Origin of the sequence: Maridesulfovibrio sp. (assembly GCF_963676065.1) — a bacterium.
Lineage (GTDB): Bacteria > Desulfobacterota > Desulfovibrionia > Desulfovibrionales > Desulfovibrionaceae > Maridesulfovibrio.
This window is the reverse complement of the sequence record NZ_OY780933.1, coordinates 1,709,271-1,735,000: the sequence shown is the minus strand read 5'-3', so window position 1 is coordinate 1,735,000 and position 25,730 is coordinate 1,709,271. Positions and strand designations below refer to the sequence as shown.

The window sequence follows — 25,730 nt, the reverse complement described above, 5'->3', positions numbered from 1 at the left end:
TCTGCAATTACCATCCGCAAATCTACAGGTCTTAAGGTTTGTAAATAGTCAGTTCCCCCCCCCGTGCGAGGCGCACAGGAAACCACAGCCAATAACGCACATAACAGTATTATTTTTTTCATAAACATAATTAACACCTAACTACTCCAGAAGGTCAATAAATAATTACACAGCAGACAAAAAAAAAGCCGCCCAATAAGGACGGCTTTTAATTAATATACTTGCTACTTAATCCTAGTGTTCTGCGGGAGCGGCACCATCTTTAGGGTGACAGCCAGCACAGGTCACAGGACCTTTGGCTTCTTTTACATGACAGTCGGTGCAAAGCTTGTGATAAGCATTGCGCAGACCGGTCTTTCCGGCTTCAGGCTTAACCGCGTGACAGTCAGAACACCTCTGGTCTTCGGAAGACTCGTCTTCAACGATCTTTCCATCTTCCCAGACGTGGTGACATGTAGCGCAATCGTCAATGCCGGCCATTTCATTATGTGCATCATGAGCGAACACAGCAGCAGGTCTTTGATGCTTAGGGAAAGCCGGGTCCAGCAAAGAAGTGATATCTTCCTGACAGAACGCGGGAACCATATAGAGCAAGACGCAGGCGGCAATGACCGCAATAGAGAGTACTCTTTTTATCATTGTAATCTTCCTCCTACGCTTCCGGCTTTTCCATGAGGTCATAGATAAGATCGCCGAAGAACTTAATCTCCATTCCCAGTTCATAGTAATGAACGAGATCTTCAAGTCCACCGTGGCAGTTATGGCACGGAGCGAGAATGGTGTTTACTCCGGTAGCCTTAAGCTGCTCAGCTTTGACTCTATTACCTTTCATGCGCACGTTTTTGAACGGAGGACCGCAGTTAATTACACCGCCACCGGCAGCACAGCAATAGTTGTGCTCAAGGTTGGGGGTCATTTCAACCACGTTTTCACAGAGTGCGTGTGCGAGTTTGCGGGATTCTTCCATCAAACCACGACCACGAATAACGTTGCAGGGATCATGGATGGTGATAGGCTCTTTGAACTTTTCACGCAGCTTGATTTTTCCGGCCTGGAAAAGCTCCCAGAAGAACTCAATGGAATGCACTACTTCAATGGGGTAAGATTCCCAGGCATCCCAGCGGTTACCCTGATCGTAAATAGAGCGGAATGCGTGACCGCACTCACCCATAACGATACGCTTACACTTGAGATCAAGAGCTGATTCAAAATGACGCTTCTTAAGACGACCCATCATTTCAAAGTCACCTGTGAACATACACATATCGGAGTTATCCCAGCCCGGTTCTATGGGCATGGTGAAGTCAACTCCTGCTTCGTTAAAGATGTAGGCAGCCTGATAAATCAGCTGGGTGCGGAATTTAGGTTCCGGCGCGATAACTGAGTAGTAAATATCAGACCCTTCTTTATCGAGCGGAATGCGCAGATTTGGCATCTCGTCACGGGCTTCATCTTCCTGCCACTGCAGGGTATCCGGCCATTCGTCATCCTTGAGCCACATCTGGTTCATGGTTGCGGAGTGGGAATGGGCAGTATCCTGAATGTACTGCGGGGTCACACCGAGCTTATGGCACATACGGCGCACCATGCTCATGATGTAACCGGTATCAATACCCAGCGGGCAGAAGTGAATACAACGGCGGCAAAGGTTACACTCGGTGTAAGCAATCTGAGCCATTTCATAAACTTCATCAGCGCTAAGCTTGTAATTCTTACGCAAGATCTTGCCTAAAGTCTGATGGACTTTACCAGCAGGGGAATACTTGGGATCCCCGTCATGAGACATATAGTAATGGCAGGCTTCGGAGCACATACCGCAACGCATGCAAGTTTCAGCATAAAGCTTAAGCTTGGCGCCGGCCTCTCCTTCGATAACCTGCTTAAGAGTATTTTCGATACGTTCGGGAGTCAGGCGGGAAACACCCCGCTCGAGTCCTACGTCTTCGATTTTCCTGTCGAATGTCATTTTCTCGTACTCCTTACGGGATTTGTTTACCAGTCCTTACACTTACGGACGCCGCCGAACTCGGAACCGATATAGGCTCTGGTGAACAGGCCGAACAGCATGTGGCTCAAACGGGTGAAGGGAATGCTGATGAGCATAATTTCACCACAAAGGATGTGCAGGATAAGCATCACCTTGGCATCACCGATTTCGTGATAGGCCAGAACACCGGTCAGGAAAACAAGGCCGGGAACAGCCAGTGCAATCCAGTCTTTGCAGGTGGTCAGATAAGCTACGTCTTTCTGCAAAAAACGGCGGGCGCCGAAATAGATACAGCAGACAACAACCACGATGGACATGATATCGGCAATATTATCGGGAATAGTCGGCCAGCTGATGCCGAAGAACTGATCCCAGAGAACCACGTGTCCCAGCAGAAACAGGGGCACAATGACAAGACAGATATGGAAAACAAAGGTCATCATCGCAGTCCATGGATTGCGCTGCCAACCAAGTGTTCCGACGGGATTCAGCCATGCCATGATGGAACGGAATCCCCATTTGAAGCTCATATAATGCAGGGACGAACCGTCCTTTGCTTTTGCGAGCTGGTACATTGAAACGATTCTGTAGATGGAACCGAGAACAAACACGCCCCAGGCGAACCACGCCAGAGGACCGACAACGAATGCATAAGCACTATTCATTTGTAATTCCTCCGGATTAGAAATCGTTTACATCAGCAACGATGCGGACGTATTTACCACCGTCGATAGCGCGGATAAGCACCTTGGAACTATCGGGGCTGAATACAGGTTCCCAACACTGATCGAAATCCTGACCGTAAGGCTTTCCGTCAAGAACTACGGTGAAGCGGCCATTCTTTTCAACTTTGGCAGCAGCCTTAGCGCTGTCTGGGCTGAATACGGGTTTCCATGCCATCTGGAATACTCCGGGCCAGACTTTACCATCACACAATACAGTGTAGTCGTAACCGTTTTTGGCAAGAGCAGCCGCGCGATTACCGTCAGGGCTGACAGCCAGATCGATAACAACAGGCGCGGTGATGGACCATGGTTTTCCATCCACAGCAACGGTAAAGCTGCCGAAAGAGGGTGCCACGATAGCCCAAAGTTTAGAACCATCGGCGCTGAACTGCTGATGCCAGCAATTGGCAAAGGTGTTCTTCCAGATCAACTCGCCATCCTGAGCCATACCCCATTTTCCACCCAGACGAACGGGAGCTACAAGAGCACCGGTTGCGGGGTTGAAGCTGGGAGCCCAGACACACTGAAACTCGCGCTGCCAGATTTTGCCATCCACTGCGATGGTGTAATCATAGAGTGTTTTTCTTATCTGACAGGCAACCTTTTCACTCTTGGCATCAAACACCGGGGTGTAGCAGTTCATAAAAACCGCATCCCAGGCTGTTCCGTTCACAGCAACTGAAAAGATCCCTTTCTGGAAGGTTTCAATATCAGCCTGCGGCATGGAATTAATCTGAACTACCGCAGCGGTTGATTTTCCATCAGCGCCGACAGTGAATCCGTTTGCGCTTTCAAAAAAGTTTTCCCAGAGAACGCCGTCCACACCCATTCCATAAGTCGTATCCTGCTGAACAGCACAGATAATGGAACCTTCGGGTCCAAACATGGTTTTCCAGATGTAGCCGTACATTTCCGGCCAATGTTCACCATCAACAGACAGAGTCCATTCTCCCATCTGCTGGGCAATACCTGTAAACCTGCCATCCGGTGCGAATCTAGGGTAGAAAATCCTGTCGTATGCTTCTTCCCAGATCTCACCATTAACGCAAGCAGTGAATTCCAATTCTCCTTTATGAACAACAGCACCGACTTTTTCACCGTCGGGACTGGCATGGAATTCTTCCACCCACTCAAATTTATCGGACCAGGAACCTGTGTCCTGGACCTCTCGCCTACCGGGATTCCAATCCCACGTGGACGCATCAGGCATCTCACGCCTCCTCATTCCGAAGATTCGGTCTATCCGCCAATATTCCGAATCAGCTCGGTTTTCCGGGTGCAGAGCACCACAATTTTCTAACCAATTAAATCGTCCAGTCTTTGGTCGAAACAAACCTCGTCACACCAAGGCCGGAGACCCGTCCAACCCTATAACTGCTAGTTAATTGGCACATTTTGCAAAGTAGGACAATAGCATCCGGGTGGTTTTGCCTAGTATTTTACCAAAAATAATGGGGAGTACCACCCTTATCACAGGCAGCACTCCCCACAAAAAAACAAATTATATAAATATGTTACAAAGGCACAATTCGCTGAAACAATTTCCGGCGGCACACTGTCGCAAATTTAACGTTTTTTTTATTCCTACTCTAACAGTAGGACATATTACCTACCTATGCAAGAGGTTATCATAGGTCCAATTCTTCATAAATATAGTCATAATCCAATTCTGAATTGACCAGTCCGGCCCCATGATTAATTTTAATCATATCCCTAAGCTTATAACTTTCCTGAATGGCTTCCATCTTCTTGGCGACCGCGTAGGTATCATCGCGAACAACAATTACCGGAATTTCAAGCACTTCGGAACGAGTAAGGATAATGTCATTAGGATAAAGATTCCCGGTCAGGATCAGGCAGGGGCAATTCCCTTCAAGGGCGACTAGCTGAACATCGGCCCTGTCCCCACCCACAATGACCGCAGAATTCTTATGTCTCCTGAAGTGGGTGATGAAGTTTTCAACCTGCATGGTACCGATGAGGAAATTTTCTACCACCCGGTCGGCTTTGGCGTGAGCTGAAATAATTTTCCCGAAAAGCCGCTCTGCAAGGTCGTTGACCTTGATTGCACCCATGAGTGGATCGCGGGGGATGATTCCGAGCACCTTAACTCCCCTTTTTTCAAGAAAGGGAATTATCAGTGAGGTAAGCTCGTCCATGTAATGTTCAGGCACATCATTGAAAACTACGCCAAGAAAATCGTCACCCAGCTCTTTGTGAACGCGCAGCACGTAATCATAATGCAATTCGCTGCTGTACCGGTCCACGAGAATCGTTTTCGCCCCCAGTGAACGGGCTACATCAGGACCGCTTACACCGCAATAAGTGCCGGAGCTGAGATAACTCCCCGATCCGCCGATGATCATAACATCCTTATCCTTGCTGAGCTCTTCGTAAGATTCAACAATGGACGGCATGAGATCTCCCATATCATCAGAAAAGGCCTTGATGGTGAAGTCACGGGTGACCAGCACCGGGGTTACCTTGCTGGGATTCTGTTCCAGGCCGAGCACCTGCTGGATAAAAGCGGCATCCGCGTCTCCGGGTTTATCGCCTTCCATGTGTGGAACCGCCCCCACCGGCTTCATGTACCCTACGTTAAAACCGCTCTTGCGGAATTTAAGTCCCAAGGACATGGCCAGAAGGTTCTTACCGGAATAACCGGTGGTGGAACCTATATAAATACCTACCATCTATGCCTCCTTATTCACGCTCATCCGACTCATCGGTGGCGCCTGCAGAAATATCGACAACTGTCATTCGGGCATCGGCAACGAGGGCCTCTTCCGAGTTGACAAGCACAGGATTAAATTCCGCTTCATAAATTTCAGGAAAATCACTGGCAAGGCATGACATTCTGATCAAAACATCAGTTATTGCCTCAAAGTCAACGGGCTCGCCACCTTTGACTCCTTTCAAAAGCATGTACGAACGGATTTCCCGAACCATTTCTCCGGCATCTTCAACCGCAAGAGGTGCCAGACGGAACGAAATATCCTTTAAAATCTCAACGTAAACTCCACCCAGCCCGAACATAAGCAAGGGTCCGAACTGTTTATCCCGACGAAAACCGACAATAACTTCACGGGAATGTTCTGAAGCCATCTGCTGCACCAGACATCCGGCGATATAAGCATCGGGCCGCAGCCGCTGGGTACGGGCGGTTATATCCCAGAAAGCCGCCCGGACTTCCTCGGCAGAATTAAGCCCGGTACGGACTCCGCCTACATCTGATTTATGAGAAATTTCAGGCGAAGCTATCTTGAGCACAACCGGATATCCCAGTTGATCGGCTATTGCCACGGCTTCGTCACCGGAACGGGCCAGATCTGATTCAGGAGTAGGAAGACCGTAAGCGGTGACAATGTCTCGAGCTTGAAATTCCACAAGCTCGGAAGCACCTGAGCGAACAGCGTTATCCACCAGTTCCCGTGCCGCTTCCAGATCATGTTCCGGGGTAATAAAAGTACGAGGAGGACGCCCCTTCCAGACTGCATATTTGTGCATGCAGCCCATAGCCCGGACCGCCTGCTTGGGAAAGTCATATACAGGAATTCCGGCTTCTGCAAAAATATCACGGGCCGGGCCGCTCTTTCTGCGTCCCATCAAACAGCAGAAGACCGGCTTGTTTACTTCGGCCATTGCCTCAACAACAGCCTCGGCAACCTCAGCCAAGTCAAGATCGACAGAGGGAGCGATAATCATCAGCAGGCTGTTCACCGCCGGATCATGTCCGACGATACGCACTGCCCGACCGTAAGTTTCCGCATCGGCACTACTGAGCAGATCAACCGGGTTGTACACAGAGGCATAGCCCGGAAGCATACGTTGCAGTTCCCCTATTGTCTCAGGGGAAAATGTGGGCATGCGCATGACCGATTCAGTACAAGCGTCAGCAGCGAGAATGCCCGGTCCTCCCGCATTGGTAACAATACCGAGGTTGGGCCCCTGCGGCAGATCCTGTAAGGAAAAAGCTCTGGCGAGATTAAAAAGTTCATCCAGTTTTTCCACCCGGATAACACCGGACTGGCGAAAAGCTGCGTCACAGGCTTTATCCGATCCGGCCATTGCGCCGGTGTGGGAAGATGCTGCTCTAGCCCCGGCGGGCGTGGTCCCGGCTTTCATCATCAGTACCGGCTTTTTCATGGACACTTTTGCAGCCTGTTTCATAAATTCGCGGCCATCCTCAATATTCTCGACATAGCCGAGTATCACCTTTGTATCAGGATCGTTTCCCAGATATTCAAGCATGGAGGCTTCATTAATCACGGCTTTATTGCCGAGACTTACGAATTTAGAAAAACCTATTTTTGTACCCAGCGCCCAGTCAAGTACGGCAACACAAAGCGCGCCGGACTGCGAGAAAAAACCGATGCTTCCTGTATCGGGATTTCCGGTTGCAAAAGAAGCGTTTACCCCGCCCCGGGAATTAATAATCCCGAGACAGTTGGGGCCCAGCAGGTTGACACCGTTATCTCTTGCCAGCTTAGCAAGTTCAGTTTCAAGCAGCCAGCCTTCGTGATCTACTTCCTTGAACCCCGCGGTGATAACAACAACTGAACCGACTCCCAGTTCAAGTAATTCCCGGAAGGCTCCGAGGACAGCATCCCGGGGAATGGCGATAACGGCCAGATCAACCGGCCTGCCTATTTCAGAAATTTGCTTATAAGAATCAATGCCACAAATATTTCCGCCACGAATATTAACCGGATACAAACTGCCACTATACCCGGCGCTCAGCAGGTTGGACAGAATAGTATTCCCGATTTTCCCGGAAGCGGATGATGCGCCTACAACGGCGATTGATGACGGAGTGAACAGACTATCCAAACTATCTCCCGACTCTCTCCCTGTTATGTAAAAGGAGGGAACTCATTATTTCAACAACAATAAAAAACGTAAAACATACGTAAAATGAGAAGATGATACTGACATGCTTTTTGTTATCAGCCTTACAACATTTAAATATAGTCCGAGTAAGGCAAGGATGGCAAGCGGCGAAAAAAAACTAAAAATTATATTTTTTTTATTATTTCTATCAGCAAACGAAGCCACCGGTCAAAGTATTCTAACTATAAGTAGTTTATTTATATAATATTTTACATAATTAAATCAATTTTTACTCAGCCAATCCTTAATAAGGCAACATATTGCGTTCTAATAACATTTGATGGTAAACATCATTTAAGGTCGGAAGATAAAGCAAAATCAAACAAATTTAAGTAAATATAAGTGCTGCCATTTGAGGTGGGTCTATGAACGCGATAGACGGTTCTAAATTAATTGAAGAAAGTTTCTGTTCTATTACAGGAGAAATCTTCAAGATACTTCCTAAAAACAATTTACCTTTCAGTTTGTACAGGATGAACTCTTCCAATGGAAGATTTATCCCCATAACCATTCCGGGAAAAAGTATTGTTTCCGCAGACAAACACGCAATCTCCGCAGACTGTGACCAAGGGCTGATTTTCATCAAATATAATGACATCAACCTATGCAGAAATTATTTTCTGCCCCATCTGCCCATTGTAATCAGTGACATTTCCCACTCAATCCCCGAACAGGAACTGGCGGTACTCATACTTGAGGGTCTGAAAGAACAGTCTGAAAAAATTTACTCCGACTCATTAAAAATACATTTTGTTGAATTCCATAAGACACTTGTAGCTGTGGGCGAACTTATCCACGAAAAGCCGAACCTGTTATGGTTGATGCTGCCCATGCTGGACCCGCAGCATTCACTGACCAACAAGGCCATTTCCAACGGCATCATCGGGGCATCGGTACTCCTTCACGCCCGGGATTTTAAACCGGACGTAAAAATTTTCATCGATGCTCTTAGCGCCCTCTTCCTTTGCGATATCGGCTTGAGTAACCTTCCGGAGTTCGTGCTTGGCAAAGAATTCTGTCTTTCGCTTGATGAACAGAAAAGAATCCGCCAGCATCCCATAACTTCGGTTAAGGAACTGAGCATTACCAACTGCTTAAGCAAGCACACACTGCGGGCGATACTAGAACATCACGAAAGGATGGACGGGTCCGGGTATCCCAGAGGGGTTACCAACGAGCATCTTTCATGGCTGGGCAAACTCTGCGGTGCGGTTGATTCCTTTGTTGCTATGACCATGGGTCGACCGGGCAAAAAGAGCATGCCCATAGTCAAGGCCCTGAAAATTTTATACAGCGAAGCAACCCAATACGATCCGAACATTATTTACGCCTTGGAAAAAGTCACCTACCGTGATTAATAAAAATCCCGCCGATATTTATCAGACGGGATTTTTATTCTTTCTCAGTACCTGTAAAGATCACTCCTTACTTTCTATTACCTGATGACCGGAACTTTCATCATCCGGCTGCTCATCTGCTGAACCGCGGAATATTTTACGCATCACCATACGGATATCTTCAAAAATAAGGTAGAACGAAGGGACCAGCATCAAAGTAATCCCTGTTGCGAAGACGATCCCGAAACCAAGGGAAACCGCCATAGGAATCAGGAACTTGGCCTGTCTCGATGTTTCGAGAATCATGGGCGCCAACCCTCCGAATGTGGTCAGGGTTGTAAGCATGATGGGTCGGAAACGGGCCGTACCTGCCTCCAGAACCGCATCATAAGCGCAATGGCCCTTACGGCGCTGAATGTTCACATAGTCGATAAAAACCAGCGAATCGTTGACCACAACTCCGGACAAGGCAACAATACCGAACAGACTCATCAGGCTGAGGCTGTACCCCAGCAATGCGTGCCCGATAACCGCTCCCACAATACCGAAGGGAATGCAGATCATGACAATAAGCGGCTGGAAATAGCTTCGGAAAGGGATAGCCAGCAGAGCATAGATCAACATCATAGCCATTAATAATCCGGAAATCAGACTCTCGGTACTTTCCTTCAAATCGGCCTGTTTACCTTCAAGAGAATAGCCAAGTCCGGGATAATCAGCCTTCAGTTGCGGTATAACGTTTACCACAACATCGCTGAGAACCTGCGAGGTATCTTTACGCGGGTTCACATCCGCTTCTACGGAAACCACTCGGCGTCCATTACGACGGTCAATGGAGGTATAGGCCCTGCCGTCCTTTATTTTGACAACCTCGCGAAGGGGGACGTCCTTTCCATCAGGGGTTCGGATCATCAACTCTTCAAAATCATACTTGGATGCCCGTTCCTCTTCCGGAAGCCGGACCATTACTTTAATTTCATTACGCCCGCGCTGCTGGCGAAGGACCTCGGCGCCGTAGTAAGATGCCCTGATCTGATTAGCCACATTGCGCGAAGTCAGGCCCAGACTGCGCCCGGCAGGCAGCAGCTCAAAATCAAGCTGTCTTTTACCCGGTGAATATCCGGAATCAATATCCTTAACATTGGGATAATGGCTCAGTGCTTCAGCCAGATCTGCAGAGGCCCTCTTAAGGACCTCGATATCGCTATGGCTGAGTTCAATTTCCAGAGAACTCCCTGAACCGGGACCGCCGCGATCGGATTCAAAAAAGACCGATTCCGATCCGGGCACAGCTCCCAGTGCACGCCGCCACTTATTCACAAATTCTTCTGTATGAAGCGGCCTGATGTCCGCATCAGTGAGAAAAGCCTGCACTTTGAAAACATGGCTACCGCTGGTGTTCCGCCTGCCGGTTCCGCCGATTTTAGCGTAAATTCCCTCCAGCAGTTTATCTCCCCCGTTTTCAGCGGCTACCTTTTCCGCAGCAGCAACAGCCCTTTCCATTACCTTCTGGGTTACTTCTTTGGCTGTTCCGTATGGCATATCCACGGTCAGGTAGGCATAATTTGATTCAATTTTCGGAAACATGGTGAAACCGAGCCGCCCGCTTTTAATATAGGCAAAGGCAACAATCAGACAGGCCAGCCCGATGGCAACCGTGAGATACCGCCAGGTAACAGCACGATCCAAAGCAGGCCTGTATACTTTATGTACAAACCGCAAAAGGCCATGGGAAATCGTCTGCTGGTGATAAAGGATAAATTTCATGATTTTTCCCGGTTCCCGTTCACTGCCATGCCCCAGATGAGCGGGCAGGACGAAAAGGGATTCCACAAGCGAAACGAAAAAGACACTGCAGACCACCATGGGAATGACCTTGAATATTTTACCCATCACTCCGGGCACAAAAAACATAGGCATAAAAGCGACAATGTTGGTCAAAACACTGAAGGTTACCGGCATGGCAATCTGCTGTGCCCCTTTAGCGGCCGATTCGATCCAGCTCATACCCTGCTGGCGCATGGTGTAAACATTTTCACCAACAACGATAGCGTCATCCACAACAATACCAAGCGATATAATAAAGGCGAACATGGAAATCATATTGACGCTGGCCCCGGCCGGACCGAGGATGAGCATGCCCCCCAGAAATGAGATGGGAATTCCCATGGCGACCCAGAAGGCCAGTCGGGGTTCAAGAAACAAAGCCAGAAAAACAAAGACCAAACCCAAGCCCATGTATGCGTTACGCAGCAGTAAATCCATGCGCTGACGATAAATGTCGGACATATCGTTGCGGATGCCTACATGCACTCCGGCGGGAAGACTATTGTTAAACCGTTCCAACTGAGCATGCACGGCATCGGAAACTCCAATAGGGGTCTGATCACCAATGCGGTAGACATCAATCCTTACGGCAGGTTTACCGTCAAAGGTAGTCATAATGTCATCATTCTGGAAATCTTCTTTTACAACGGCTATGTCTTCCAGCAGCACCTGCGTGCCGTCATTCCCGGTAACAATGGGGACACGAGCGAATTCACGGGCATAATCGCGGCGCTCTTTAAAGCGGACCAGAATCTCACCACTCTCGGTCTTGATGCCGCCTCCGGGCAGTTCCACGGAAGTTTTGGCAAGGGAATCAGCAACATCTGAAAGGGTCAGCCCATAAGCACGCAGTTTATCCTGCGGGACCTCAATAGTAACCTGCAATCCACTGACCTCGGCCAGCTCCACCTGAGTAATTCCCGGATCACCTATCAGTTCCTGACGCAACTGTTCGGCCACCTTGCGCAAGGCAAGCTGATCAGTATTTCCGTAAACCATCAGGGAAAGTACACTGCGTTTATGGGATGCGATACTGACAACAGGGTCCTCAGCCTCTTCAGGAAATGAAGTGATCCGGTCCACTTCACTCTGGATATCCTGACTTAGCTTTTGCAGGTTATAGCCTTCGATGGCTTCCGCCACAATTGTGGCACTGCCCTCAGCTGCGGTGCAAGTAACCTCTTTAACCCCGTCAAGACCGCTGATAGCCTCTTCCACTGACAGGACAATACCCTGCTCCACTTCCTCAGGACTGGCTCCGCTGTATACGACCCGGACCGTCACTGTGTCGGTGGTAAACTCAGGAAAGACTTCCTGCTTGATATTAGTCCCCAGCACCAGTCCGCCGACCAGAAGTACTATCATCAACAGATTGGAGGCAACCGGGTTTCCGGCCATCCATGCAATAGGGCCTTTAAATTTATTCTGCTCAGCCATTGGTATTCACCTTTTCGGATTTGAAACCGTCGACCTTCCGCTTCATGGAACCGGAACCGTTCTCACGCAGTTTCATATTCTGCAACGGAGCGGAGATGTCGGTCATGACCAGCTTTTCACCGGCCTTCACACCGGTACCGAGGTAAATATAATCCTGATCACGCCAGACAGGATCAACACTGCGTATATCGAGCAGCCCGCCCTCTTTCATTATCCAGACGGTATTGTTGTCGCGGAACGCTGTGCGCGGTACGGCAACCACATTTTCCAGCATGCCGGAATCAATATAAACATTGACATAACTGCCCAGAAGCAGCGGACGAACATTCGTTCCTTTTAGATTCAGGGGATCCTTGACTGAGACTATAACCCGGGCCATGCGTCCCTTTTCCTCAAGTGAAGGCAATAAGCGCAGCACTGCACCATCACGTTCAACAGCAGTTTTGCCGCTTCCCATGATCACCCGAGCCGCGGAACCCTTAAAGTTATTAGAGGCGGAAGGAACGACTATACTGCTCAGTCGGTCCACGGGAACGGATACGACAACCCAGAATTCCTCGGTTCCTACCAGAGAAGCAATTGTATCGTTAAGGTTCAGGTTGGCACCGAGATCGGCGTTTTTGCTGACCACCATGCAGTCGAAAGGAGCTACCACCCGGGTACGGGAAAGATCGATGCGAGCCTGTCTGAGTTTGGCTTTTGCCGAGGTGAGATCCGCTCTGGCCTTTTGCAGATGCGGTTTACGCAGGGCGAGTTCTGCCTCCTGAGCGGTGCCGCCGGATGACTTCTTGAGCAGTTTCCACTCACGCCCGGCAACCCGCTGCTGTCCATTTTCAAGCTTAAGGCTGTATTCCGCATCGGTGACCACCGCTTCCTGCTGTTTAACCGCCAACTCATAATCGAGGGGATCAATACGCAGAACCTCCTGCCCTTTTTTGAAATATCCACCGGGAATAAAAGTGTCGCTAATTGAAATAACCCTGCCGGCCACCTGCGGCTCAAGATTGATCTCCCGGGCAGCCTCAACAGTACCCATGACAGGGGTCCAGACATGTACATCACTGACGTCCAGAACACTCACATTAACAAGGGGAGCGGAAACGACGGGAGGCTTTTTCTTTGCTACAGGTTTGGTGGCGACCAGGGTTTTCCCCCCGATAACAGCCGCGAAAATAATCAGCAGAGGGAGAACGCCCTTAAGACCTATCTGTTTAATATAATACCATACTCTCTTAGCCATATCTAAATACCTTCTTTTGCAGGAACGATTTCATTTTCAACTTTTTTTGCAGCAGCAACAGCTTCCATATCTTCAGTTTCCGGCTTGAGCTCCGCACCGTCCTCAAGGGAAGAGGTCCAGGTACCGCCAAGGGCACGATACAGGGAAACTCGGTAACTGAGCAGATCAGCCTCATCCTGTGCAATATTGATTTCAAGATTATGCACGCTGACCAAAGCATTCAGCACAGGCAGATAGTCTTCCAGCCCCTGCAGGTAGCGGGACCCGGCTTCATCAAGATTACGTTTTGCCGCTTCGAGCTGATTCTTACGGGCTGTAATGTATTCGTGCTGCCATTTTTCCTGCACAAGTGAATCCTGAACATCCTTAAACGCGGTATAAACCGTGTCTTTATAGTTCAGCAGTCTTTCATCAACCACGGCACGGGTGCGTTCCACTTCGGCCTCACGCCTGTTGCCGTCAAAAATAGGTCCGGCGATTGAAGAAGTGAGGGTCGTCATCCAGCCGGAAAAAATATTAGCCAGCTGGGCACTGGAAAACATAGCCTCTGCGGAAAGGTTGATGGCGGGCAGGCGGTCGGCTCTCGCAGCACTTACAGCCCAATCCGCTGATTGCAGTTTAAGCCCGGCGGACCGTACATCAGGGCGCATGGAAAGAAGGTCAAAAGGAATGCCAAGTCCCGGGAGGTCCGGAAGGTCGGGAAAATCCACCGTGCTCACATCGATACTCCCGGCTGGTTTTCCCAGCAGGTAGGCAAGCTCATGCAGCTTCAGCTGTTCCTGAGATTCCACAGGAGGAATTAAAGCCCTTGTCCGGGCTGTTGTTTCCCGCTGCTGATAAACATCCAGGGCTGTGGCAAGCGAATTGCGAAAACGGAGTTCAATAAGTTCAAGATAAGTTTCGTTAGTTTCAAGCTGTTTCCGGTAAATTGCTTTTTTCTTGCGCTGCAACTGAATTTGCAGCCAGCATTTAACAACCTCGGAGGCTACGGTCATGGCTGCGGCATTCACATCTTCACGGGACGCAAGATAATTCAACTCGCCGGAAGCGGCCTCGGCTTCAATTTTTCCCCAGAAATCAACTTCATATGATGCAGCCAGACCCAATTTGTGAGAATCGCTATCGGTGGCCCCCTTGGAGCCTTCGGTGCCGTCATTACCGGACCGGGAATTGGTATAAGTCCCTTTACCGTCCAATTTCGGATATAGATCGGCTCTTGACTTTACTGCCGTGGAACGCAGCTGACGCAGTCTGGCCCATGCGATACGCACATCAAAGTTAGCCTCAAGCCCCTCTTCCACCAGCCGGTTAAGTTCCTCGTTATGAAAACTTTCCCACCATTTACCGGGATCGCGCGGTTTACCGGAATAGAGTTCATATTGAGGAGGAACCCCCAAAGTAAGGGTCTTACGCGGTTCCGGTCTGAACGGAGAGCAAGCGGTAAGGCCGAATAAGGCCAGCATGCAGATCGCGGTTAATTTCAACTTGGTTGAGGACATATTTTTATTCTCCATTGCTTTCCATTTTTAATTCTAATACCTGCAAAGTGAGTAAATTGTTTTGAGCTGATGCTAAAAGTTGTAAACAAATGTAAAAATATATCCCCACCCCTTCCGCAAGAAGTCAGAGGCAGGTAAAATATAAAAATGGAACAACAATACCCCGTACTCATAGTGGATGACGATGCTAAGCTGAGAGAGTTGCTCACCCAGTACCTTGAAGGATACGGGTACGAAGTCCTGACCCTCTCCTCCGGCGACGGACTGATTGAAAAAGTAAAAAATGAATCACCGGGAATAGTAATTCTGGACATAATGATGCCCGGCAAAGACGGTCTTGAAGTTCTGCGAGAACTGCGTCCGCACTCCAGTGTCCCAGTAATCATGCTGACCGCGAAAGGGGAAGACACCGACCGGATTGTCGGCCTTGAACTCGGCGCGGACGATTATATTTCCAAGCCTTTCAATCCCCGTGAACTGCTGGCCCGCATAAAAGCGGTTCTGCGCCGTACACAGGAACCGCGACTGACTGCAAAGCTCAATTCCGGACAAATCAAAGTAGCCGGACTCATCCTGCATTTGGCCCATCAGAAACTAGAAATCGACGGCGAATCCGTAGAATTATCATCAACTGAGTTCAAGCTACTTAAATCATTAATGGAAAACGCTGGAAAACCAATGACTCGCGATGACTTGATGACCTCGGTATGGGGTAAGGATTTCAATGCATTCGACCGCAGCATTGATGTACATATCAGCAAACTTCGCGTGCTCTTCAAGCCATATCCGAAACACGAATCCCGCATAAAAACCGTCTGGGGAACCGGATATATGTTTGTGAGCGAATAATGAAAATAAGTCGTACCTATCTAAAAATTTTTCTCTCCTTTCTGCTGGTTCTTGTTGTTTCCGAACTGATAATTTACGTCCTGCTGCATATGTCGTGGGACAAAAGCCCGCTCGTGCACCACATGGAACGTCAGGTTTTAACTGTAAAAAACCTTGTGGAAATGGAACTGGGTGACGTCCACACTTCACCGGAAACAGAACGAAAGATAATCACTCCCCTGCTTAAAAACCTGAGCGGATCTTTAGAGGCACACATATGGATAACCGGCCCGTATGGTGAAATTATTGCTTCATCCTCCACAAAAGTTCCGGACATGACCGAATTTACAGAAGGTAACAGCGCGAAATCGAGCAAAGGGATTTACGTCTATAAAAAACGCGATGACAGCATGAAAAGCATTTACGGAGTTTATACGGGCAAACTCCCGCAGGGCTACCCGTTTACCTATCATCTTTATCATTCCCTACCCAAATTCAATGAAGAAAGCTGGTTTCTTAGAGCGCAGGCGGTTTTAACGATTATTGCCGCCCTCTTCCTTATACCGGTATCGAGAAGGGTGGTGCGTCCGCTAAAAAAACTTACCGCCTCTGCTTCCAGAATGGGTAAAGGGGATCTTAAACAAAGAGTTGAAATAAAGGGTAAAGACGAAGTGGCTGAACTGGGTAAAGCGTTCAACCATATGGCTGAAGGACTGGAAAAAATGGTTAAGTCCAGCCGGGAATTAACAGCCAATGTCTCGCACGAACTACGCAGCCCTCTGGCGAGAATGCGTATATCCCTTGAAATGCTTAAAGAACGCATCGAGCAGGGTAACACATCCGGGTGCGATGTGTTTGTAAACGGCATGCAGGCGGAAATAACCCATATGGATGATCTGATCGGCAGGATTATCAAATTTTCCAAGCTGGACTTGCACAAGCCTCCGGCCCTTGAAGAAACTGTCGACATGAAAGGACTTTTAAACGAACTGCTGGAACAGTATAAATATATTGCTGAGCGCAACAATCTGAAACTGGAAACCGAACTTACGGATATCAAGCTTTCCGGCTGCAATCGCAACGGAATAAGAATAGTTATGGATAATATTCTGGGAAACGCCTTTAAGTATACTGATCAGGGCGGCACAATCTCAGTGCACCTGTTTAGAGTAAAAGAAACCGTTAAAATAGAGGTAACAAACACCCATATTCCACTTCAGGAAGATGATCTGGAAGAAATTTTCAATCCTTTTCATAGACTGAAGGCGCAGGAAATACCCGGCTCAGGACTTGGACTTGCCGCCGCAAAAAAAATCGTCCGCATCCACGATGGTGAAATAAGTGCGAAAAACTGCAATAAGGGATTTAAGTTAATAGTTACATTATCTTCTAAATAGTATAAGCCTCGTACCATGAGGAACGAAATATGAAAATTTTCATATATATATTATTCGCGATTCTGCTCTGCCCGGCATCTTTGCGCGCGGAGCCGCCCATTTATGTTGCAGGAATTGAGCTGAACAAAGAGACATACGACAAAATGGTTAGTGAAAAAGGCGGTAATCCTCTTGAAATACATGACTATAGTTCCCCACACGCCAGCCGCCCGGCAATAGCGCTGATCATAATGCAGCAGGCTTTAAGTCTTGGAGGAATGAATGCAAAATTTGAGTTTATTCCCTACCCCAATTACACCCGCTGCATTTCCGAACTCAAGAAAGGAAAAGTCCATATTCTCGCAACAGACATGTGGGAAGACCAGTTTGACAACACCGTGTATAAAACCTCTCCATTCATAAGCAAGGGAGAATTTGAAAAAGGGATATACGCATGTGATTATTCAGAATTACTTAAAAAAACTCCAAATCTCAGCGATCTGATTCAACATGTTCCCATAGTCGGAATGTCATGGGAATTAGACAGGAAGACACTTCGCAGAATGGGCAATAAAATAATCCAGACAGCCCCCACTTACCCCCTCATTTTTGAGATGCTTGCCCGTAAAAGAGCGGACTACACCATACTTGAATTCCCCAAGGATATTAACAGCAGCTACTTGAACACCTGCGGTCTTCAACTGGTAAAAGGAGTCAAAATAAAGTTTCCATACAGCAGGCACTTCATGATTTCAAAAAAGAGGAAAAGAGGAAAAAAGATATACGAAGCTCTTGAGAAAGGGCTGCAGATAATGCGTAACAACGGAACATTGTACCGCGCTTTGCATCAGGCCAACATAATTAATGATCGGGTCAGGGACTGGAAAATTATCTGGCCGGAAAAACCCCAAAATAATTGAGCACATAATGAACATTACTCTGAGCTTTAAACCGGAAAATATCGATTGGGAAAAGATAGCTGAAATTTTTGAAAAAGCACCTTTAGGAACCCGCGATCCTGAAAAACTGTCCCGAGCTGCCGCAAACAGCGAACTGCTCTGCTTTGCCAAAGATGGTAATAAATTCATCGGCTTTGCCCGGGCGATCAGCGACGGTGAATTCCAAGCCGCAATCTACGACCTCTGTATTCTCCCGGAATACCAATCAATCGGACTCGGCAAAAAAATGATGACCGCCATGATGGAAAGGCTCGGGTCAGTAAGCACCATACTCTATGCGGTGCCGGGTAAGGAAGGATTCTACAAAAAAATGGGTTTCATACCAATGCTCACAGCCATGGGCTGCTTTCAGGACGAGGCCGGAATGATTGAGCGGGGCTATTTGAAAGGCTAAGATAGCCCTACTTCCGTCCAATCAAAACAAATGTCCCGTACTGGCGGACAACGCCTTCTTTATCAGGCTTATTGTAGATGCCCAGATTCTGATGCTCCACGGCATAAAATCCGGCATTGGTAACCATTTCAGCTAAATATTCCGGTTCAAACCCATTATAAGGCACAACATTATCACCGTGAAAACTGCCGTCCTCCGGCAGAAGTTCCCCGATAACCAGCTTGCCGTCCTTCTTTAATAATTTTCGCATCTGCTCCAGCACTTCCGGCAGGTTCTCAACATGGTGCATAGCCATGGATGTGAAGATTGCATCGAGCGAATCATTCCTCAATACAGCTTCATGAAGAGCCACCGGAATCACCACGACATTGCCGAAATCTTCATCCGCTAATTTTGCATTAAGCATATCCAGCATGGCTGCGGATGTATCAAGTGCATAGAGAGTCTTAACTCTTTTGCCGAAACGCAGGCCGACCAGTCCCGTTCCGCAGCCAAAATCAAGGACTTCACTTTTTTCCGTAAAATCAACCGCCTTTTCCACTGCAGCGGCAAAATTATCTGCAATACGTTTGCGTTCCGGGTTGCTATCCCATTTCTTTGCCTTACGAGTAAATTCATCTTGATTCATAATTTCTCCTGAACAGCAGGCTTCACCAATAACGTAACGAAGTCCTTTCATAAGTTTTTGGGAAAGAGGTCCAGAGGAAACCCTTTTGCAAAAGGGTTTCCTCTGGACGCCGAAGACAAATCTTACTTCCAGACTTTCATAAATTCAGCAGAACTTTTGCCGGAGTCAATGTGCTTGATCAGCGCGGAGCCGAAAACAGCAGCATCGACCAGCCCTTCAAGCTCCTTGAGCTGAGCTGGCTCTTTAAGGCCGAAACCGAGAGCCACCGGAATATCAAAAACTTCCTGTGCCTTGGCAAGACCTTCCTTGATTTCTTCAGGCAATGAAGCCGTTCCTCCCGTAGTTCCAAGTACTGATACATAATAACAAAAACCGTTGCCACCCTTGGAATAAAGGGCCATGCGCTCAGGCTCGGTATTCAGGCCGACCAGCGGGATAAGCGCTATGTCGTACTTGGCGAGCAGATCACGAAATTCCACGCCTTCCTCATAAGGCAGGTCAGCGATGATAAGTCCGTTTACCCCGGCCGCGCAGGCATCCTTGGCAAAATCTTCCAGTCCGTACTGCAACACCGGGTTGTAATACCCCATAAGCAGCACCCCGGCATTGATCTTTGCGCGATTTTCAGAAAGACCGGACAGAATCCATCTCAGATTAATTCCGTCAGCAAGACATTTCAGAGATGCGGCCTCGACTACAGGTCCGTCTGCCACAGGATCGGAAAAAGGCATGCCGATCTCGATTATGTCCGCGCCGTGCTCATCAAGTTCCAGAATTTCTTTCCAGAACTGATCTCGATTAGGATATCCACCGGGCAGAAAAGGAATCAGTCCTATACGTCCCTGAGCTTTGGCCTCATTAATTTTATCTGCAAGTTTGGTAATACTCATTTTAATATCCCCTTATTTTCCATGCTCGGCGAGGTAGTCTTCCAGAATGCCCATGTCCTTGTCGCCGCGACCGGACAAGTTGACTATTACGTTGGCATCTTTGGGGATGGAGTCACGATTCTCCAGCACCCATGCAACAGCGTGTGAACTTTCAAGAGCCGGCAGAATTCCTTCCCTGCGGCAAAGCATCTGGAATGCATTCAAGGCCTGATGGTCATTGACAGAGCCGTAGGTAGCGCGGCCGGAAGCATGCAGATGCACGTGTTCCGGTCCTACGCCGGGGTAATCAAGGCCGGGTGCGATTGAATGGGAAGGCAGAATCTGTCCTTCCTCGGTCTGGAGCAGCAGGGTATTCATACCGTGCAGCACGCCGGGAGTCCCCAGATTGATCGGCGCGGAGTTGGTACAGCCGGGTTCACCGGTTCCCGCAGCTTCAACACCGACTATCTTGACAGATTCTTCCTGTACGAATTCATGAAACATTCCGATGGCGTTGGAACCGCCACCAACGCAGGCAACTACCATATAAGGAAGTTCACCTGTTTTTTCTTTGAACTGGGCTTTGGCTTCGCGGCCGATGATGGCTTGAAATTCACGAACCAGAAGCGGGAAAGGATGCGGGCCCGCGGCAGTACCGAAGCAGTAATGAGTTGTACGCTGGTCAGCGATCCATTTCCGCAGGGCGGCATTGATGGCGTCTTTCAAAGTCTGGGTACCGGACTCAACAGGAACACACTTGGCACCCAGAAGTTCCATGCGGCGCACATTGTGAGACTGACGTTTTACATCCAGAGCGCCCATGTAAATTTCACAGTCAAGATCAAGCAGAGCCGCGGCGGTAGCGGTGGCAACGCCATGCTGACCGGCCCCGGTTTCAGCCAGAAGCATAGGCTTGCCCATCATCTTGGTCAGCAAAGCCTGACCGACGGTGTTGTTAACTTTGTGAGCGCCGGTGTGGGCGAGGTCTTCACGCTTAAGCCATAGGTTAAAGCCCAGTTCGCGGGAAATATTCGCGCAATGGGTGAGCGCTGTGGGACGACCGACGAAATCAGTCAGCAGACGGGTGAATTCCTGCTGAAATTCAGCGGACTTCATGATCTTTTCCATGGCCTCTTCCAGCTCAAGCAGCGGCGGCATAAGCAGTTCAGGTACAAACTGTCCGCCGTAATCTCCAAAATATCCTCGTTTCATGATCTTTTCCTTATTTTTATATGCCTCCGGCAGCCCTCAGGGGGCCAAAGAAACTTTTGGGGAAAAATTTCTCTGGACTCTTCAAAAACTTTTAGTAGGGCTTCGCCGCCTTGTCTGGCAAATTGTTTTTAATTAATGGCTGCAAAAGCCGCAGCCAGTTTCATCTTATCTTTCTTGCCGGGTTCTGATTCCACACCGGAATTCAGGTCAACCCCGCTTGGTTTAGCTATGCTTAAGGCCTCTTGTAGATTATCGGCGGAGAGGCCACCCGCCAAAAGCCATGGAACCGGAATGGTCACTTTTTTAAAAACCTCAAATTCCATGGACATGCCATGTCCGCCGCCGGACTTACCGGCATCAAAAAGCATGTATGCGCAATGAGGAGCAAAACGGTCAATATCTGCCTGAAACTCTTTTACGGATTCATATTTCTGAGGCCAGAGCACTTTAATTACCTGCTCTTTGCCAACAGCCTCACAGAACTCCTCGTTCTGTCCGCCGTGCAGCTGAGCAAAATCAAGCGCGCCGTTTTTCAGAATTTCGATTACTTCCGCTGCGCTCTGCTTTACGAATACACCTACTTTTTTAGCACGGTCAGGTTTAACGGACCGGGCAAAATCAGTATCCACATTACGTGGACTGGAAGGATGGAAGATGAATCCCAGAAAATCCGCACCCTGCTCCGCGCACATGGACACATCATGTTTGGAAGTCATGCCGCAAACCTTGACCAGCATACTCATGACCTGCCCCCGGCAACCAGCGATGCGAGCTTGGCCTGCGGGTCCGGGCTGGACATAATGGAAGTGCCGACAAGTACAGTATCGTAACCAAGTTCGTTCATTCGGGCACAGTCTTCCGGCTCGCTGATCCCGCTTGCGCAGATCCAGATTTCGCCTTCATCTTTCTGCCTGATTGATTCGACAGAACGATTCATGTCGATACCTAGGGTATCAAGATCACGGTTATTGATCTGAATAATCTCGGCACCGGCCTTCTTGGCCCGTACAAGATCGGTTTCATCGAAAGCCTCAACAACCGCAGCAAGTCCAGCTGCATGCGTCCTTTCTATCATTTCCTTAAGATAACCGTCATCCTTAAACATTCGGACAATCACCAGCAGCGCCGAAGCTGGGGTTGCCACGGTCTGTTCGATCTGTAGCAGATCGGTCAGAAAATCCTTACGCAGCATGGGAAGTCCACTGGATTTTATCTCATCAAGATAGCTGAGATTACCCTTAAAGTACTGCTCCTCGGTAAGCACTGAAATAGCCGAAGCTCCTCCGGCAGCATACATCCCGGCGACATCCGCAGCGCATAGCCCGAGATTGATATCTCCCTTTGACGGGGAAGCGCGCTTGTACTCCGCAATGACTTTCAGACCGTTTTTATCACGACGGATTGCATCGGCAAAAGATGAACGTTCCCCCGCATAGGGAGTAAAACTTTTTCCTTCGGCCTGCATCCGTTGCAGCATATCCAGCTCGGCCTGTTTCGCTATTCTAAATTTTTCAAGCATGGCCTAGTATTCCTTATCCACACCCTTAGCTACTTTGGCTTTGGCTTTTTCCATGCCTTCGCTCAAAGAGATACCATCCAGAATGGAGAGCGCCGCACCAAGATTCAACGCCACCATATCGAGCATGGCCTGCGGAGCTTTTCCGGAAAGCACCTTGCGAATAGTCGACAGAGCCTCTTCCCGATCATTAACAGCTACATCTTCAGGCTTTGACAAGGCAAATCCGTAATCAGCCGGATCGATTTTAACTTCGGTCAGCTCACCATTTTCCACCAGAAAAGCCTCATTCACGCCAAAGGGAGTCAGCTCGTCAAAATTGCAGGCACCGTGGACTACATAAGCCTTCTCAACATTGGTCAACACCAGCACCTCAGCCATCAAACGCAGGATTTCCGGTCTGCCGACACCGAGAATCTGATGAGTGGGACGAGCAGGGTTCAGGAGTGGGCCCATGAGGTTAAAAAGAGTCGGAATTCCCAATTCCTTACGGATTGGAGCTATTTTTCCAAAGGCCGGGTGGTAATTCGGGGCAAACAGGAACACAAATTTATCGCGCAGAAGCACATCACGGGCCTCATTTGCGTTTGTTCCCAGTGACACACCCATATCTTCCAGAACATCAGCGGAACCACAGGAAGATGAAACCGCCCTGTTGCCGTGTTTGGTAACCAGATACCCCATATCCGCAAGGAAAAGAGCTACCGCCGTGGAACAGTTGAAGCTATTGGTACCGTCTCCCCCGGTACCGCAGGTATCGATACACGGGCTATTGATACCTTTGATTAACTTTGCTTCACGCAAAGCTGCTCGTACACCGGCGGCAATCTCAACCGCTTTCTCGCCCTTGCAGCGCAACCCCATGAGCAGCGCTCCAGCTTGAGCATTGGTCATTTCACCGGAAAAAAGTTCCTCGAATACAGCATCGGCCTGTTCTGTGGTCAGGTCCTGACCGGAAGAAAGAGCGGTCAGGGATTCGCTTATAATCTGTGACATTTTTATTTCCTTCTATATATAATGATAGAGTTAAATATTTCCGTCCAAAAAGTTCTTTAAGAGCTTCGGTCCGTCCGGGGTCAAAATAGATTCCGGGTGAAACTGCAATCCCGTCCATGGACGGTCTTTGTAGCGTAAGCCCATTACTTCATCCTGATCAGTCCACGCGGTCAGCTCCAGCATGTCCGGGGCTTCGTCCACATTAACAACAAGTGAATGATAACGACAGACGTTGAAAGGATTATCCAGTCCGCTGAAGATGCCGTCATTTTTATGGTAAATGTCTGAAGTTTTGCCATGCATGATGCGTCCGGCACGAACTACTGATGCCCCTGCAAAATGGCCTAAAGTCTGGTGTCCGAGACATACTCCCAGTACCGGGACTTCCTTGGGCAGCCGGGATAGGAATTCAAGAGAAAGCCCGGCATTTTCAGGATTGCTCGGTCCGGGAGACAGGCAGACCCGTTCCAGTTTACCGGATTCGGCCAGTTCGAGGATTTCCTCACGGTCATTACGCAATACCAGCGGATCAGCTCCCAACTGCTGGAAAGCCTGCACCAGATTGAAGGTAAACGAATCAAAATTATCCACGAGTAAAAACATCACCGCCCTCCGACTGAAGAATTTCCTTGAGTACTCTTGCCTTGTTGTTGCATTCCTTCCATTCCATTTCAGGATCGGAATCATAAACAATTCCGGCCCCGGCCTGCCAATGGCACTTGCCGTCACGGATCCACATGGAGCGGATGGTGATACCGGTATCAAGGTTTACGGTATCCTTATCCAGCCCGATAAAACCGATGCAGCCGCCGTAAGGTCCGCGGGGAACTTCCTCGATTTCGGAAATGATTTCCATGGCCCGTATTTTAGGGGCACCGGAAAGAGTTCCCGCCGGGAAGGTGGCCTGAAGCACATCAATGGCATCATGATCGTCACGTAAATCTGCTTCTACGTAGGAAGTGATGTGCATGACGTGGCTGAAATATTCAATCTGCTTGAACTTCTCCACACTCACACTTCCGGGCTTGGCGATACGGCCAAGGTCGTTGCGGCCGAGATCGACCAGCATAACGTGTTCGGCAATTTCCTTGGGATCAGCCAGCAGCTCTTCAGCGAACTTGCGATCCCCTGCAGCATCCTTGCCTCTCGGGCGGGTTCCGGCGATGGGTCTTACTTCCAGCCTTCCGCGTTCGCAGCGAGCCATCATTTCAGGTGAAGAACCGAGCAGGATTTCTTCGCGGCTGAACTTCATGTAAAACATGAACGGTGAAGGGTTTGCCTGACGGAGCCTGCGGTACAAATCAAAAGAATTTCCGCTGAAAGGAGCGGAGAAACGGGTCGAAAGGACAACCTGAATGCACTCACCTTCCGCAATAAGATCTTTAACCTTATTGACTCCTTCCATATATTTTTCCTTACCGGGCACTGCAACAGGATCGCCAACCTTGGTGGGTTCGCACTCGGCGCCGAAAACAGGCGGGGTGAATTCCGGAGCGTCATCCTTATCAAGGGAAAGGAAACAACAGCTATGTTTGAGGTGATCGAAGAGCACCACCCGTCCGGGCAGGGCCAGTCTGACTTCAGCATCGTCAGCAGGAAGCTTATCTTTAAGTTTGGGTTCGAGCATTCCGGCTATGCCGTAGCCGAGTGTTCCGTAGAGCCCGCGGGTCAGCGCCGGCAATTCGCCCACTTCCGGCTGCGCTTTTAAATGCAGAGCCTTCATGACTGCACGCATTCCATCCAGAAAATCCATGCCCGAATAACTTGCCAGCCCGGCCAGACGGGAATCCGCACATTCAACGGAAAGCTTACCGTTCATGGGCGAAAGTTTCAGTCTGAAATCCCATGCGATAAGGCTGTAACGTCCGAGTCTGCCGTCAACTTCGGCACTTTCCAGTAGAATCCCCGGTGCTTCGCCCACCAGCCCCAGGTACAGGCTGATCGGGGTCTGCGTGTCAGCAGGCAACCATTTGCCATACTGGGTAAGTTCAATTTTCATGTTCATTCTCC

General features: G+C 49.0%; 23 protein-coding genes (1 of these 23 only partly in view). 5 read left to right on the top strand and 18 right to left on the bottom strand.

Annotated features, from left to right (window positions below; translation table 11 throughout):
• The 7 genes from ACKU35_RS07800 to ACKU35_RS07770 all read right to left on the bottom strand — a co-directional run.
• Positions 1 to 128 carry the 5' portion of an adenosine deaminase gene (locus ACKU35_RS07800; RefSeq protein WP_319764733.1) on the bottom strand. 1,351 nt of this gene lie to the left of the window's left edge, so 128 of the gene's 1,479 nt are visible here — the first part of the coding sequence; the start codon lies at positions 126 to 128; its stop codon lies off the left edge, out of view.
• A gap of 106 nt (positions 129 to 234) precedes the next feature.
• Positions 235 to 639, bottom strand: coding sequence for an acidic tetraheme cytochrome c3 TmcA (gene tmcA, locus ACKU35_RS07795; protein ID WP_319764731.1), 405 nt, complete (start codon positions 637 to 639; stop codon positions 235 to 237).
• A gap of 13 nt (positions 640 to 652) precedes the next feature.
• Positions 653 to 1,966 (bottom strand): electron transfer complex ferredoxin TmcB, encoded by a 1,314-nt coding sequence (gene tmcB, locus ACKU35_RS07790; RefSeq protein WP_319764729.1) that lies wholly within the window; start codon positions 1,964 to 1,966, stop codon positions 653 to 655.
• 26 nt (positions 1,967 to 1,992) lie between these two features.
• Positions 1,993 to 2,652: a TmcC family electron transfer complex membrane anchor subunit gene (gene tmcC / locus ACKU35_RS07785; RefSeq protein WP_319764727.1), complete on the bottom strand. Its 660-nt coding sequence runs from the start codon at positions 2,650 to 2,652 to the stop codon at positions 1,993 to 1,995.
• A 16-nt stretch (positions 2,653 to 2,668) separates the two neighbouring features.
• A complete protein-coding gene (gene tmcD, locus ACKU35_RS07780; protein ID WP_319764725.1) occupies positions 2,669 to 3,922 on the bottom strand; it encodes an electron transfer complex subunit TmcD in 1,254 nt (417 codons plus the stop codon).
• A 418-nt stretch (positions 3,923 to 4,340) separates the two neighbouring features.
• Positions 4,341 to 5,405: a DRTGG domain-containing protein gene (locus ACKU35_RS07775; protein ID WP_319764723.1), complete on the bottom strand. Its 1,065-nt coding sequence runs from the start codon at positions 5,403 to 5,405 to the stop codon at positions 4,341 to 4,343.
• Positions 5,406 to 5,415: 10 nt separating this feature from the next.
• The gene (locus ACKU35_RS07770; protein ID WP_319764721.1) at positions 5,416 to 7,542 is read right to left on the bottom strand and encodes an acetate--CoA ligase family protein; all 2,127 of its coding nucleotides are present in this window, start codon (positions 7,540 to 7,542) and stop codon (positions 5,416 to 5,418) included.
• 425 nt (positions 7,543 to 7,967) lie between these two features.
• Between ACKU35_RS07770 and ACKU35_RS07765 the strand changes: the two genes are divergently transcribed.
• Complete coding sequence (locus tag ACKU35_RS07765) at positions 7,968 to 8,960, top strand: HD domain-containing phosphohydrolase (protein WP_319764719.1); 993 nt, start codon at positions 7,968 to 7,970, stop codon at positions 8,958 to 8,960.
• 60 nt (positions 8,961 to 9,020) lie between these two features.
• On the opposite strand, the gene ACKU35_RS07760 is transcribed toward ACKU35_RS07765, so the two are convergent.
• Genes ACKU35_RS07760 through ACKU35_RS07750 form a run of 3 tightly spaced genes read right to left on the bottom strand, consistent with a single transcriptional unit; the run spans position 9,021 to position 14,942 of the window.
• On the bottom strand, positions 9,021 to 12,203 hold the full coding sequence (locus tag ACKU35_RS07760; protein WP_319764717.1) for an efflux RND transporter permease subunit: 3,183 nt from the start codon (positions 12,201 to 12,203) through the stop codon (positions 9,021 to 9,023).
• Positions 12,196 to 13,443, bottom strand: coding sequence for an efflux RND transporter periplasmic adaptor subunit (locus tag ACKU35_RS07755; protein ID WP_319764715.1), 1,248 nt, complete (start codon positions 13,441 to 13,443; stop codon positions 12,196 to 12,198). The genes ACKU35_RS07760 and ACKU35_RS07755 overlap by 8 nt, the downstream gene beginning before the upstream one ends.
• Before the next feature lie 2 nt (positions 13,444 to 13,445).
• Entirely contained in the window at positions 13,446 to 14,942 is a 1,497-nt protein-coding gene (locus tag ACKU35_RS07750; RefSeq protein WP_319764713.1) for an efflux transporter outer membrane subunit, read from the bottom strand.
• Between the two features lie 147 nt (positions 14,943 to 15,089).
• On the opposite strand from ACKU35_RS07750, the gene ACKU35_RS07745 reads away from it, so the two are divergent.
• Genes ACKU35_RS07745 through ACKU35_RS07730 form a run of 4 tightly spaced genes read left to right on the top strand, consistent with a single transcriptional unit; the run spans position 15,090 to position 18,499 of the window.
• On the top strand, positions 15,090 to 15,791 hold the full coding sequence (locus tag ACKU35_RS07745; RefSeq protein ID WP_319764710.1) for a response regulator transcription factor: 702 nt from the start codon (positions 15,090 to 15,092) through the stop codon (positions 15,789 to 15,791).
• Positions 15,791 to 17,167 carry a HAMP domain-containing sensor histidine kinase gene (locus ACKU35_RS07740; RefSeq protein ID WP_319764709.1) on the top strand — a complete coding sequence of 459 codons (1,377 nt, stop codon included), beginning with the start codon at positions 15,791 to 15,793 and terminating at the stop codon, positions 17,165 to 17,167. The genes ACKU35_RS07745 and ACKU35_RS07740 overlap by 1 nt, the downstream gene beginning before the upstream one ends.
• Positions 17,168 to 17,196: 29 nt before the next feature.
• Entirely contained in the window at positions 17,197 to 18,066 is an 870-nt protein-coding gene (locus ACKU35_RS07735) for a hypothetical protein (protein WP_319764707.1), read from the top strand.
• A gap of 7 nt (positions 18,067 to 18,073) precedes the next feature.
• Positions 18,074 to 18,499 (top strand): GNAT family N-acetyltransferase, encoded by a 426-nt coding sequence (locus tag ACKU35_RS07730; protein WP_319764705.1) that lies wholly within the window; start codon positions 18,074 to 18,076, stop codon positions 18,497 to 18,499.
• Positions 18,500 to 18,506: 7 nt separating this feature from the next.
• On the opposite strand, the gene ACKU35_RS07725 is transcribed toward ACKU35_RS07730, so the two are convergent.
• From ACKU35_RS07725 to ACKU35_RS07690, 8 genes are all read right to left on the bottom strand, one after another.
• Positions 18,507 to 19,127 (bottom strand): class I SAM-dependent methyltransferase, encoded by a 621-nt coding sequence (locus ACKU35_RS07725; protein ID WP_319764703.1) that lies wholly within the window; start codon positions 19,125 to 19,127, stop codon positions 18,507 to 18,509.
• A 122-nt stretch (positions 19,128 to 19,249) separates the two neighbouring features.
• Positions 19,250 to 20,017, bottom strand: coding sequence for a tryptophan synthase subunit alpha (gene trpA, locus ACKU35_RS07720; RefSeq protein ID WP_319764701.1), 768 nt, complete (start codon positions 20,015 to 20,017; stop codon positions 19,250 to 19,252).
• Between the two features lie 12 nt (positions 20,018 to 20,029).
• Positions 20,030 to 21,208 (bottom strand): tryptophan synthase subunit beta, encoded by a 1,179-nt coding sequence (trpB, locus tag ACKU35_RS07715; RefSeq protein WP_319764699.1) that lies wholly within the window; start codon positions 21,206 to 21,208, stop codon positions 20,030 to 20,032.
• Between the two features lie 128 nt (positions 21,209 to 21,336).
• The gene (locus tag ACKU35_RS07710) at positions 21,337 to 21,951 is read right to left on the bottom strand and encodes a phosphoribosylanthranilate isomerase (protein WP_319764697.1); all 615 of its coding nucleotides are present in this window, start codon (positions 21,949 to 21,951) and stop codon (positions 21,337 to 21,339) included.
• On the bottom strand, positions 21,948 to 22,727 hold the full coding sequence (locus ACKU35_RS07705; RefSeq protein WP_319764695.1) for an indole-3-glycerol-phosphate synthase: 780 nt from the start codon (positions 22,725 to 22,727) through the stop codon (positions 21,948 to 21,950). The genes ACKU35_RS07710 and ACKU35_RS07705 overlap by 4 nt, the downstream gene beginning before the upstream one ends.
• Before the next feature lie 3 nt (positions 22,728 to 22,730).
• On the bottom strand, positions 22,731 to 23,720 hold the full coding sequence (gene trpD, locus ACKU35_RS07700; protein WP_319764693.1) for an anthranilate phosphoribosyltransferase: 990 nt from the start codon (positions 23,718 to 23,720) through the stop codon (positions 22,731 to 22,733).
• A 30-nt stretch (positions 23,721 to 23,750) separates the two neighbouring features.
• A complete protein-coding gene (locus ACKU35_RS07695; protein ID WP_319764691.1) occupies positions 23,751 to 24,323 on the bottom strand; it encodes an aminodeoxychorismate/anthranilate synthase component II in 573 nt (190 codons plus the stop codon).
• Complete coding sequence (locus ACKU35_RS07690; protein WP_319764689.1) at positions 24,304 to 25,719, bottom strand: anthranilate synthase component I family protein; 1,416 nt, start codon at positions 25,717 to 25,719, stop codon at positions 24,304 to 24,306. Before ACKU35_RS07690 ends, ACKU35_RS07695 begins: the two co-directional genes overlap by 20 nt.
• Positions 25,720 to 25,730: the final 11 nt, after the last annotated feature.